This is a genomic window from Streptomyces racemochromogenes (assembly GCF_044129415.1).
Lineage (GTDB): Bacteria > Actinomycetota > Actinomycetes > Streptomycetales > Streptomycetaceae > Streptomyces > Streptomyces racemochromogenes_A.
This window is the reverse complement of record NZ_JBBDHD010000004.1, coordinates 145,406-156,364: the sequence shown is the minus strand read 5'-3', so window position 1 is coordinate 156,364 and position 10,959 is coordinate 145,406. Positions and strand designations below refer to the sequence as shown.

General features: G+C 74.3%; 13 protein-coding genes. 11 read left to right on the top strand and 2 right to left on the bottom strand.

Annotated features, from left to right (window positions below; translation table 11 throughout):
• Positions 1–263 precede the first annotated feature (263 nt).
• The 6 genes from WDV06_RS03150 (at position 264) to WDV06_RS03125 (ending at position 6,212) form a co-directional block, all read left to right on the top strand.
• Positions 264–1,193, top strand: a complete 930-nt coding sequence (locus WDV06_RS03150) for a TauD/TfdA dioxygenase family protein (RefSeq protein WP_395508031.1) — start codon at positions 264–266, stop codon at positions 1,191–1,193.
• Between the two features lie 22 nt (positions 1,194–1,215).
• Positions 1,216–1,770, top strand: a complete 555-nt coding sequence (gene ssuE / locus WDV06_RS03145) for an NADPH-dependent FMN reductase (RefSeq protein ID WP_395508030.1) — start codon at positions 1,216–1,218, stop codon at positions 1,768–1,770.
• A gap of 23 nt (positions 1,771–1,793) precedes the next feature.
• Positions 1,794–2,837: an ABC transporter substrate-binding protein gene (locus WDV06_RS03140; protein WP_395508029.1), complete on the top strand. Its 1,044-nt coding sequence runs from the start codon at positions 1,794–1,796 to the stop codon at positions 2,835–2,837.
• 6 nt (positions 2,838–2,843) lie between these two features.
• Positions 2,844–3,662, top strand: a complete 819-nt coding sequence (locus tag WDV06_RS03135; RefSeq protein ID WP_395508028.1) for an ABC transporter ATP-binding protein — start codon at positions 2,844–2,846, stop codon at positions 3,660–3,662.
• Between the two features lie 425 nt (positions 3,663–4,087).
• Positions 4,088–4,849, top strand: coding sequence for an ABC transporter permease (locus WDV06_RS37310; RefSeq protein WP_463668206.1), 762 nt, complete (start codon positions 4,088–4,090; stop codon positions 4,847–4,849).
• A gap of 31 nt (positions 4,850–4,880) precedes the next feature.
• Complete coding sequence (locus tag WDV06_RS03125; RefSeq protein WP_395508026.1) at positions 4,881–6,212, top strand: LLM class flavin-dependent oxidoreductase; 1,332 nt, start codon at positions 4,881–4,883, stop codon at positions 6,210–6,212.
• A gap of 38 nt (positions 6,213–6,250) precedes the next feature.
• Here WDV06_RS03125 and WDV06_RS03120 read toward each other — a convergent pair whose 3' ends face one another.
• Positions 6,251–6,994, bottom strand: a complete 744-nt coding sequence (locus WDV06_RS03120) for a DUF2470 domain-containing protein (protein WP_395508025.1) — start codon at positions 6,992–6,994, stop codon at positions 6,251–6,253.
• Positions 6,995–7,344: 350 nt separating this feature from the next.
• Between WDV06_RS03120 and WDV06_RS03115 the strand changes: the two genes are divergently transcribed.
• The 5 genes from WDV06_RS03115 (at position 7,345) to WDV06_RS03095 (ending at position 10,512) form a co-directional block, all read left to right on the top strand.
• On the top strand, positions 7,345–7,680 hold the full coding sequence (locus tag WDV06_RS03115; protein ID WP_395508024.1) for a hypothetical protein: 336 nt from the start codon (positions 7,345–7,347) through the stop codon (positions 7,678–7,680).
• A gap of 125 nt (positions 7,681–7,805) precedes the next feature.
• Positions 7,806–8,204, top strand: coding sequence for a cell division protein SepF (locus tag WDV06_RS03110; protein ID WP_395508023.1), 399 nt, complete (start codon positions 7,806–7,808; stop codon positions 8,202–8,204).
• 66 nt (positions 8,205–8,270) lie between these two features.
• The gene (locus WDV06_RS03105) at positions 8,271–9,512 is read left to right on the top strand and encodes an AAA family ATPase (RefSeq protein WP_395508022.1); all 1,242 of its coding nucleotides are present in this window, start codon (positions 8,271–8,273) and stop codon (positions 9,510–9,512) included.
• Positions 9,509–9,901 (top strand): nucleotide pyrophosphohydrolase, encoded by a 393-nt coding sequence (locus tag WDV06_RS03100; protein ID WP_395508021.1) that lies wholly within the window; start codon positions 9,509–9,511, stop codon positions 9,899–9,901. The genes WDV06_RS03105 and WDV06_RS03100 overlap by 4 nt, the downstream gene beginning before the upstream one ends.
• Positions 9,902–10,023: 122 nt before the next feature.
• Entirely contained in the window at positions 10,024–10,512 is a 489-nt protein-coding gene (locus tag WDV06_RS03095; protein ID WP_395508020.1) for a DUF6099 family protein, read from the top strand.
• A 53-nt stretch (positions 10,513–10,565) separates the two neighbouring features.
• On the opposite strand, the gene WDV06_RS03090 is transcribed toward WDV06_RS03095, so the two are convergent.
• Positions 10,566–10,853 (bottom strand): hypothetical protein, encoded by a 288-nt coding sequence (locus tag WDV06_RS03090; RefSeq protein ID WP_395508019.1) that lies wholly within the window; start codon positions 10,851–10,853, stop codon positions 10,566–10,568.
• Positions 10,854–10,959: the final 106 nt, after the last annotated feature.

The window sequence follows — 10,959 nt, the reverse complement described above, 5'->3', positions numbered from 1 at the left end:
GCCCGCGTCGGCGCCCGCGTCGGCGCCCGCGTCGGCGCCCGCGCCCGGCCGGCCCGGCCGTCCCCGGCCCGGACCGTCACGCACCGGTGACGGGATCCCGACCGACCCCGCTCACGCCGGGCCCGCCGTCACGGCCCCGTCCCGTCCCGCGCCGTCCCGCGCCGCCCCGTCCCGCACACCTCGGGCGGCCCGGCGCGCCCCCGTACCGCACCGCAGGGCCCCGGCCCAGCGGCGCCCCGCCCCACCCATCCCAGGGAGTCCCCATGACCACCGTCACCGCCCCCACCGTCACCCGCCTCGGCGGCCGCATCGGCGCCGAGATCGGCGGTGTCCGCCTCGGCGGCGAGCTCGACGCCGCCGTCGTCGGCGAGATCCGCACCGCCCTCCTCACCCACAAGGTCGTCTTCTTCCGCGGCCAGGAGCACCTCGACGAGGCGAGCCACGAGGCCTTCGCCCGGCTGCTCGGAACGCCCGTCGCGCACCCCACCGTCCCCTCCGCCGACGGCCGCTACGCCCTCGGCATCGACTCCCACCACGGCGCCCGCGCCAACCAGTGGCACACCGACGTCACCTTCGTCCCCGCCTACCCCGCCTTCTCCGTCCTCCGCGCCGTCACCATCCCCCCGTACGGCGGAAACACCCTCTGGGCCAACACCGCCACCGCCTACTCCCACCTGCCGGCTCCGCTGCGCGCCCTCGCCGACGGCCTGCGCGCCGTCCACTCCAACGAGTACGACTACGCCGCCCTCAAGCCCGACGCCCTCCCCGAGGCCCTCGTCCAGTACCGCGAGGTGTTCACCTCCACCACCTTCCTCACCGAGCACCCGGTGGTCCGCGTCCACCCGGAGACCGGCGAACGCACCCTCCTCCTCGGCAACTTCGTTCAGCGCATCGCCGGACTGACCGGCCGGGACTCGCGCGCCCTCGTCGACCTCTTCCAGGCCCACATCGAGAGCCCCGAGAACACCGTCCGCTGGCAGTGGCGGGCCGGTGACGTCGCGATCTGGGACAACCGGGCCACCCAGCACTACGGAGTCGACGACTCCGACGACCACGAGCGCACCCTGCGCCGCGTCACCGTCGACGGCGACGTCCCCGTGGGCCCCGACGGCGTGCCCTCCCGACTGATCAGCCCCGACGCCGTCCCGGAGCCCGCCTTCGGCATCGCCTCCGGAGCCTCCACCACCGCCTGACCCGGAACCACGAGGAGCCCCCGTGCCCAAACTGCTCGCCCTCACCGGCAGCCCCTCCGCCCACTCCCGTACCGTCGTCGTCGCCCAGCACGTGCTGCGCCGCCTCGACCACGCCGGATTCGACACCGCCCACCTCGACGTCCGACTGCTCCCCGCGGCCGACCTGCTGTCGGCCCGCCGCGGCGAGCCGGAGATCCGCCGCGCCCTGGAGGCCGTCGCCGGAGCCGACGGCCTGGTCGTCGCGACCCCGGTCTACAAGGCCTCCTACACCGGACTGCTCAAGGCCTTCCTGGACCTGCTCCCGCAGGACGGCCTGGCCGGGAAGACGATCCTGCCCCTCGCCACCGGCGGCAGCCTCGCCCACGTCCTGACCCTCGACTACGCCCTGCGCCCCGTCCTCGCCGCGCTCGGCGCCCGGCACGTCACCTCCGGCCGCTTCGTCCTGGACTCCTCCGTCGAGCGCGGTGACGGTCCGGACCGACTGCGCCCCGAGGCGGAGCTGGACCTCTACCAGGCCGTGGACGAGTTCGCCGAGGCCCTCCGCTCCGCCACCCCGACACTCGCCGCCACCCCGTAACCCCGCACCGACAAGGACCCGCCATGCCCGCAGCACCCGTCACCCCGACCACCCGCACCCGGCGCCAGTTCCTCACCCTGCTCGGCATCTCGGCGGCCGCGGTGAGCTGCGGCACCGCCACCGCCACCGGCGGGTCCGGCCGGCCGGGCGGCCAGGTCACCACCCTCAAGTACCAGGGGAGCGTCGGCGCGGTCACCCTGCCCGAACTGGCCGCCGACCTCGGTTTCCTCGGCGGCCTCACCCTGGAGTGGGTCGGCAACACCATCAGCGGCCCGCAGGACATCCAGTCGGCGGCCACCGGCCAGATCCACTTCGGCGGCGCCTTCAACGGGGCGATCGTCAAACTGGCCGCGAGCAAGGCCCCGATCAGGGCGGTCGTCTCGTACTACGGCGTCGACCAGGACGTCTTCAGCGGCTACTACGTCCTGGAGGACAGCCCGATCCGCTCCGCCCGCGACCTGCTCGGAAAGAAGGTCGGCATGAACACCCTGGGCGCGCACTCCCAGGCCATCCTCGACATCTACCTGAGCCGGGGCGGCGTCTCCAAGGCCGACGCGGCCAAGGTGGAGGCCCTGGTGGTGCCGCCCGTCAACACCGAACAGGCCCTGCGCCAGCGGCAGATCGAGGTGGGCGTACTGGGCGGGGTGCTGCGGGACAAGGCCCTCGCCTCCGGCGGGATACGCCCGCTGTTCAGCGACTTCGCCCTGCTCGGCAAGTTCAGCGCCGGCTCCTACGTGATGACCCAGCGCTTCATCAAGGAGAACCCGGACACCGTCCGCACCTTCACCACCGGTGTCGCCAAGGCCATCGAGTGGTCCCGCACCACCCCGCGCGAGGAGGTCGTCGCCCGGATGGAATCGATCATCAAGAAGCGCGGCCGCAACGAGGACACCGCGACCCTCAAGTACTGGCGGTCCTACGGGGTCGCGGAGACGGGCGGCCGCATCGAGGACAAGGAGTTCACGCTCTGGCTCGACTGGCTCGCGGAGCGCGGTGAGATCAAGACCGGGCAGCTGAAGCCGTCCGACCTGTACACGAACGAGTTCAACGGGTACGGGAAGGGCTGACCGGCCATGGCGAAGATCGAGTTCCGATCGGTGACCAAGACCTTCCCCGTGAAGGGCAGGGGCAAGGAGGAGTTCACCGCCCTCGACGGGATCGACCTGGAGATCGGGGAGGGGGAGTTCCTCGTGGTCGTCGGGCCCAGCGGCTGCGGCAAGTCCACCCTCCTGGACCTCCTCGGCGGCCTGACCCGCCCCACCTCCGGGCAGATCCTCCTGGACGGCCGGCCCGTCACCGGGCCGGGCCTGGACCGGGGCATCGTCTTCCAGCAGTACGCCCTCCTGCCCTGGCGCACCGCGCTCGGCAACGTCGAGTTCGGCCTGGAGGCGACCGGCGTCCCCCGCAGGCAACGCGCGGCACGGGCCCGGGAGTTCCTGGAACTGGTGGGCCTGGCCGGATTCGAGGACCGGCACCCGCACGAGCTGTCCGGCGGAATGCGCCAGCGGGTCGCCATCGCCCGCTCCCTGGCGTACGACCCGGACGTGCTCCTCATGGACGAGCCCTTCGCCGCGCTCGACGCGCAGACCCGAGAGTCCCTCCAGGACGAGCTGCGCCGCATCTGGCAGAGCACCGGCAAGACGGTCGTGTTCATCACGCACGGCATCGAGGAGGCCGTCTACCTGGGGCAGCGGGTGGCCGTCGTCACCTCCCGCCCGGGCCGGGTCAAGGAGGTCGTGCCCGTCTCCTTCGGGGACCGCTCCAGCGGGGCCACGGGCGAGGACCTGCGCTCCAGCCCGGAGTTCGCCCGCCACCGCCACGAGATCTGGACCCTGCTGCACGACGAGGTGGTCCGCGCCCGGCAACTGGAGAAGGAAGAGGCCGCCGTATGAGTACCGAGACCCCCGTTCCCGTCCTCCCCGCCCATCCCGTGAAGCCGGCCCCCGCGGAACCCGCCCTCACGGACCGCGTCCCCGCGGAGCCCGTTCCCGCGGGGCCTGTTCCCGGGGAGGCCGGCCTCGCGGACCGGGTCCCCGCGGAGCCCGTCCTCGCGGACCGCGTCCCCGGGGAGGCCGGCCTCGCGGACCGGGTCCCTGCGGAGCCCGCCCTCGCGGACCGCGTTTCCGCGGAGGCCGTCCTCGCGGGGCCCGTTCCCGGGGAGCCCGCCCTCGCGGAGGCCGTTCCCGCGGAGGCCGTTCCCGCGCCCGGGAACGTACGGGACCCCGCGCGTCCGGCGCGCCCCGCCGGGTCCCGTCCGCGGCCGGCTGGCCCCGCGCCCGGCGCGTCCGGCGCCCGGCCCCGGGCCGCGGCGAGGGCCGTGCTGCGCTGGCTGCGGGCCGGACTGCTGCGGTCCGCGGCGGTGATCGCCCTGCTCGCGCTGTGGGAGGCCGCCCCCCGGCTCGGGCTGGTCGACGCCACCTTCCTGCCGCCCTTCAGCGAGGTGGCCCGGGCCTGGTGGGGGCTGCTCGGCGACGGCCAACTCGGCGAGCACACCCGCGCCAGCCTCACCCGCTCCCTCGGCGGTTTCGCCATCGCCGTGGTGATCGCCGTCCCGCTCGGACTGCTGATCGGCTGGTACCGCCCGGTCGCGGCCTTCCTCGGCCCGCTGCTGGAGCTGTTCCGCAACACGGCGGCCCTCGCGCTGCTGCCCGTCTTCGTGCTCCTCCTCGGCATCGGGGAGACCTCGAAGGTGTCGATCGTCGTCTACGCCTGCGTCTGGCCGGTCCTGCTGAACACCATCAGCGCCGTCGGGAACGCCGACCCCACCCTGGTCCGGCTGGCCCGTTCGATGGACCTCTCCACCCCGAGGCTCTTCCAGAAGGTGATCCTTCCGGCCTCCGTGCCCGCCGTCTTCACCGGCGTCCGGCTGGCGGGCGCGGTCTCGATCCTGGTCCTCGTGGCCGCCGAGATGATCGGTGCCAAGGCGGGGCTGGGCTACCTGATCAACGCCTCGCAGTTCAACTTCGCCATCCCCCAGATGTACGCGGGGATCATCACGATCTCCGCCATCGGAGTGGCCTTCAACCAGCTCCTGGTCGCCGTCGAACGCCGCCTCAGCCTCTGGCGCGTCCCCGCCTGACCCGCCCCCCGCCACACCCAAGGGAACCGACATGCCCGCACCCCGCACCCTCCACCTCAACGCCTTCCTGATGAACGCCGGCCACCACGACGCGGCCTGGCGCCACCCCGCGGCCAGCCCCGAGCGGATCACCGACGTGGCCTACTTCCAGGAACTGGCCCGCACCGCCGAACGCGGCCTGCTCGACTCGATCTTCTTCGCCGACGGGGTCGCCCTGTGGGGCAAGGCCCGCCACAACGCCCTCGGCGGGTTCGAGCCGCTGACCCTGCTCTCCGCGATCGCCGCCGTCACCTCGCGCATCGGGCTCATCGCGACCGTCTCCACCACCTTCAACGAGCCCTACAACCTGGCCCGCAAGTTCGCCTCCCTCGACCACATCAGCGGCGGCCGGGCCGGCTGGAACATCGTCACCTCCGGCACCGTCGACGAGGCCCGCAACTTCAACCGCGAGGAACACCTGGCACACGCGCTGCGCTACGAGCGCGCCCGGGAGTTCCTCGACGTCGCGACCAAGCTCTGGGACAGCTGGGAGGACGACGCGATCGTCCTCGACAAGGAGCGCGGCATCTACGCCGACACCGACAGGCTGCACCCCGCCGCCCACCGCGGCGAGCACTTCTCCGTCGCCGGACCGCTCAACGTGCCCCGCTCGCCGCAGGGCCGACCGCTGCTCGTCCAGGCCGGTTCCTCCGAGGACGGCAAGGAGTTCGCCGCGCGGTACGCGGAGGCCGTCTTCACCGCCCAGCAGACCCTCGCCGACGGCCAGACCTTCTACAAGGACCTCAAGTCCCGCCTCGCCAAGTACGGCAGGGCCGAGGAGGACCTCCTGGTCCTGCCCGGCATCGCCCCCGTCATCGGCTCCACGGAAGCCGAGGCGAAGGCACTGGAACAGGAGCTCACCGAGCTCCAGATCCCCGAGTACGGGCTCGCCCAGCTCTCCGGGATGCTCGGGACCGACCTGACCGGCCTCCCGCTCGACGGCCCGCTGCCCGAGCTCCCCGAGGAACGCGACATCAACGGCAACAAGAGCCGCTTCACGCTCGTCGCCGAACTGGCCCGCCGCGACGGGCTCACCCTGCGCGAGCTGATCGCCCGCCTCGGCGCGGGCCGCGGCCACCGCGTGCACGCCGGCACCCCCGAGCAGATCGCCGACCAGCTGGAGGAGTGGTTCACCCAGGGGGCCGCCGACGGGTTCAACATCATGGCGCCCGTCCTGCCCACCGGACTGACCGACTTCGTCGACCACGTCGTACCGGTGCTCCAGCGCCGCGGCCTCTTCCGTACCGAGTACACCGGCACCACCCTGCGCGAGCACTACGGCCTGCCGCGCCCCGCCAACCGGTACGCCGCGCAGGGCGCCTGACCCCCGCCGCCCCCGCCCCGGGGGCGGCCCCGCCGGGTTCAGGCGGGCAGGGTGTTGGGGTGTGAGCGCCGCCGGGCCGCGCTGAGCAGTGCCTGGATCTGCGCGCCCGACTGCTCGACGTCGTCCAGTGGGGACGGGAAGGGCAGCCGCACGTCCCGGTGCCCGGTGCGCTCCTCCAGCCGCAGGGTGATCCCGTACCGGTCCAGGGCGAGCGGCAGCACGCGGACGACGCCCGCCGCGGGGCGGGGCCGGACCAGCCGCAGCAGCAGCGTGACCAGTTCGGGGTGTTCGTCGAGGAGGTGGGTGAGCATGCCCGCCTCGTACGGGGCGAGCGGGTCGGGCCGGGCGCCCTCCAGCTCCTCCAGTGCGAGGTACGAGGTCCCCGCCGCGGTCTCCAGGACCGCCTGGCCGTACTCCACGCAGGTGGCGGCGGAGTCGTCGGCCGTGTCCGCGCCGGCGTACGGGGTCAGCAGGTGGCCCAGGACGGTGACGCGGGCCCGTACCCGGTCACGCACCGGGGTCGGGGCGACGTCGGTGAACTCCAGCCGGATGGAGGGGCGGCCGTCGCCGAGGAGGGAGGCGGAGTGTCCGTGGGCGGGGACGGCCGGATGCAGGTGGAGCCGGGCGAGGGGATCGCCGTCGCCGAGGTGGCGGACCTCGTGGCGCACCCCGTCGACGACCACCGTCATCGAGTGGGCGCGGGCCAGTACGGAGCGGACCCGCTCGGCATCGGTGGGCCGCGCGGCGGCGGGCGTGGCGGCGGGGGCACCGGGCAGGCGCATGCGGATCTCTCCCTCGTCCAGCGGCCGGGAGGCCAAGTGGTTAGGTATGCCTAACCTAACCTATTCGTGGATCGGTGAGTACCCCCGGGCCGGCCTCCACGGGCAGCGACCGGACGCGCGCGCCCGCCCGCGGCGGTAGGAGGTCTCCCATGCCCGCTCCGGTGGCCTCGGTCATCTGATCCATCGCCACGCCGCCGGCGCTCGCGGAAGCCGCCGGCCCCCTGACGGCGCCCGACCGGCGGGCGTGGCACCGCGCGCAGTCCCTGTCCCGGCCGGACGAGGAGGCGTCGACCGACCTGCTGCGCTGCGCGGAGCGGGCCCGGCGCCGGGGCGGGGCCGCTGCCGAGGCGGTGTTCCCGGAGCAGGCCGCGATCCTGACGGCCGATCCGCGGCTGCGGGCCGAACGCGGTCTCGCCGCGGCCCGGGCCGCACTGGCGGCCGGCGCGTTCGGGAAGGCGGTGGGGCTCGTCGAGGCCGCCGAGGGCGGCCCGATCGACACCGCCGGACGGGTCCAGGACCAACTCCTGCGCGGCCGCGCGGCGTTCTTCGGCGACGGCGCGGCGGACGCGGTCGGCGACCTGGTGGCGGCGGCCGCCCTCGACCCCGACCGGACCCGCTGGACCCCCCACCCCGGCCGACCCGGGCGCGGCACGCCGGACGGGACCGGCGCCCGCGATGTCGCGTAACGTGCGGACCTCGTCGCCATTGGTCGTGGCGGCGACCCTACGTGCTCCGTGTCGGTGTTGGGCCGAACGGGTGAAACGCGAGAGGATGGGGGGATGCACATGAAGCGCACGGCCGAGGCGGCCCGGTGAGCAGGTACGACGTCACCGACGAGCAGTGGGAGGGACTCGCGCAGGTGGTGCCGCTGCGCAGTCGCAACGAATGGCCCTCCCGGGTGGACCACCGCACGATCCCCAAGGCCCCCGGGGCGTCCGCGGCGGAACAGCAGCGACGCTTCGTGGTCATCCGGGTCCAGATCTTCGCCGACGCGCGGGAGGTGGCGGAGTACCTGATCGCGCAGATCCCCGTACTCCTCGACCTCACCGGCGCGGACAGCGAAGTGGCCAAGCGGATCCTCGACTTCAGCAGCGGGGTGGTCTTCGGACTGGGCAGCGGGATGCACCGGGTCGACCGCAACGTCTTCCTGCTGGCACCCGTCGGAACCGAGGTCGAGGGGATCGCGGCCGCGGCCGTCCCCCGATCGTAGGAACGTCGCGGCGGTGGAACGGTTCGCCGGGCCCGGCCCGGGCCCCGCGGACCGTACCGTCCGCCCATGGACGCCACACTGAACCCGGCGGGGCCCGCAGCCCCCGGCGCGTTACCCGCAGCAGCCCACGACGAGCCCGCCGCCCCCGCCCCGGGGCCAGGGACCGCACCCCGGGCGGCCGGGCACCGGCTGCCCGCCGTCACCGAGTTGCGGCTGTCCGCCTTCGGAAGGCACCGCGCGGCGGTGTTCCCGCTCGGGCCGGTGACCCTGTTCACGGGGCCCAGCGGCAGCGGCAAGTCCCAGGCGCTGGCCGCCTACACGGCCCTGTCCCGGCTCGCCTCCGGCGACGGCCTGGACGAGGTCTTCCCGGACCCGTCGGCCCTGGTGCCCGAGGCGGCCGTCCCCGACGCCGACGGGCGGCGCGGATTCCGGATCGGCTGCACCGTCGACGGTCCGGCCGGTCCCGTCCGCCTCGACCTCGCCGTACAGGCGGAGCCCGCGCCGCGGATCGTCGGCGAACGGCTCTCCCTGGACGGGCAGGTCCTCCTCGCCACCGCCCTGCGCGACCCGCGCCGGCGCTCCGTGCAGGCCGCCTGGCTGACCGGCGGCGGCGTCGGCATGACCCGCGCCCCGCTGCCCGACGACCGGCTCGGCACCGCCCTGCTGCCGCTGCGCGTCGCCGGGGCGACGGCCGGCCAGCGGCGGGTCCTGGCCGCCGCCGAACAGGTGGTGGTCGCGCTGCGGGCGGTCTTCCCCTGCGACCCCCGGCCCGGCCTGATGCGGGCGCCCGTACCGCCCGGCGACGGCCGGCTGCGCGGCGACTGCGGGAACCTGGCCGACGTACTGCGCCGGACCCGCCACGAATGCGGCACCCGGCACGCGCTGCTGGCCCGGGCGGCGCGGACCGGGTGCGCGGGCCCGGTGAACGGACTGGAGGCGCGCGACGACGCGCCGGGCGGACTGGTGGCGGCCGTGCTGGAGCGCGGCGCCGGCCGGCCCCCCACGGACCTCGCCCGGCTCGGCGACGGCGAGCTCCGCTTCCTCGCCCTGGCGCTCGTCCTGCTCACCGGGCCGGGGGTGCTGGCCGTGGACCCGGCCGCCGAGCTCCTCGCCGCCCGGCAGGCGCTGACCGTGCTCGCCGACGGCCTCGACCGGGGGCTGGACCGCGCGCAGGCCGCCGAACTGCTCCGGCTGGCCCTGTTGTCCGGGGAACGCGGCCACGTCCGGCTGGTGGGGGCGGTCGGCGAGGACACCGCGGGAACCGCCCGCGGGGTCCCCGGCGTCTCAGTGGTAGACCTGTCCCCATGAGTGCTGCACCCATGGGCGACGGACCGGAACCACCACACGAGGACCGGCTCTACCGGCTCCAGCGACGGCTGGCCGAGTTCGCGGCCGCCCGGGACTGGGCCCCGTACCACACGCCCAAGAACCTGGCCGTCGCGCTGAGCGTGGAAGCCTCCGAACTGGTCGAGATCTTCCAGTGGCTGACACCGGAACAGTCAGCAGTGATCATGGAAAAGCCGGAAACGGCACACCGGGTGACCGACGAGGTGGCCGACGTGCTGGCGTATCTCCTGCAGTTCTGTGAGGTGGTAGGGGTGGATGTGCTGGATGCGCTCGCCGCGAAGATCGAGAGGAACGAACACCGATTCCCGGCGAGCGGGACATCGACACCAGATTGTCACTCTTCGGAGTGATGGCGTCGTCCACAACCATGTTTGTGTCCACAGATTTCCGAATACCCCTGGCTTTACTGGCTCGTTGCCTTCACTCTGGGTAGTGGAGATTGGCGGGATGTCGTGCGGACGGGGGACGGCATATGGATGCGGTACGGCTCATCGCGGCCGGTCGGCACGCGCTGGCACGGAGCGCGGCCGCGTGGGACATCGTGGGCGAGGCCTGGCAGGCCCAGGCGCTCGCCCAGGGGGTGGGGAGCTGGCTGGCGGTCACCGGGCCGCCGGAGCTCAGAGCGGAGGCAGGGGGACTGGGGGAAGCGGGGGGCAGAGGCTGCGGGGCCATAGACCGGGCGGCCCTGGAAGCCGTCGAGGGCGCAGTGCCCGAACAGCCGCCGCGGGCGGCGCAGCTGACGGGCGTGGCCGATGTGCGCCAGGCGCTGCTGGGGCTTCAGGCGCTCCTCGGCGAGGTCGGGATAGCGCTGGTCGGAGTGGCCTGCGCGACGGACGACGAGGGTCTGTACTGGCAGTGCATAGAGTCGATCGACGCGGCAGACGAGTCGAGCGACCGCGTCAGGGCCCTGCTGCGCCGGATGACGGTCCGGGAACGGGGGTCGGCCTCGGGCGTGATGTGAGGCGGGGTGTGCGGCGGCGGGGTCCCGGCGCGCCCGACGGGACCCCGGTGAGGTCAGAAGGACCGGTCGGAGCGGTACTCGCTCTCGTACGCCCGGCTGCCCGGGGCGACCGGCGCGGCGGGGGCGACCGGCTCGGCGGGGGCGGTGCGGTCCGCGGAGTGCTGGAGGTCGGCGTCGAGCTGCGACAGGTCGGCGTTGAGCGCCGCCATCAGCTCCTCCATCTGCTGCAGCAGGCCCTTCGGCGCGCCGCCCTGGGCGGGCACCGCCGGCTCCTGGTGTGCGTCGTCGTGTGCTGCCTGTCCGGTCTGTCCGGGGTACTCGGGCACGGACTCGTGGGACATGGCGGCCTCCTCGGCCCTGGCCCTTCCGGTGCGGAAGGGGGCGGTGGTCGTACCGGCGGGAGGCCGCCGGCGCGCGGGCCGGGCGGTCCGGCCCCGTCCGAGCCAA

Coding starts and splice junctions, on each gene's coding strand:
- WDV06_RS03120 (WP_395508025.1), bottom strand. CDS start 6,994: ATGCGCCTGCCCGGTGCCCCCGCCGCCACGCCCGCCGCCGCGCGGCCC.
- WDV06_RS03150 (WP_395508031.1), top strand. CDS start 264: ATGACCACCGTCACCGCCCCCACCGTCACCCGCCTCGGCGGCCGCATC.
- WDV06_RS03100 (WP_395508021.1), top strand. CDS start 9,509: ATGAGTGCTGCACCCATGGGCGACGGACCGGAACCACCACACGAGGAC.
- WDV06_RS03135 (WP_395508028.1), top strand. CDS start 2,844: ATGGCGAAGATCGAGTTCCGATCGGTGACCAAGACCTTCCCCGTGAAG.
- WDV06_RS03095 (WP_395508020.1), top strand. CDS start 10,024: ATGGATGCGGTACGGCTCATCGCGGCCGGTCGGCACGCGCTGGCACGG.
- WDV06_RS03125 (WP_395508026.1), top strand. CDS start 4,881: ATGCCCGCACCCCGCACCCTCCACCTCAACGCCTTCCTGATGAACGCC.
- WDV06_RS03105 (WP_395508022.1), top strand. CDS start 8,271: ATGGACGCCACACTGAACCCGGCGGGGCCCGCAGCCCCCGGCGCGTTA.
- WDV06_RS03090 (WP_395508019.1), bottom strand. CDS start 10,853: ATGTCCCACGAGTCCGTGCCCGAGTACCCCGGACAGACCGGACAGGCA.
- WDV06_RS03140 (WP_395508029.1), top strand. CDS start 1,794: ATGCCCGCAGCACCCGTCACCCCGACCACCCGCACCCGGCGCCAGTTC.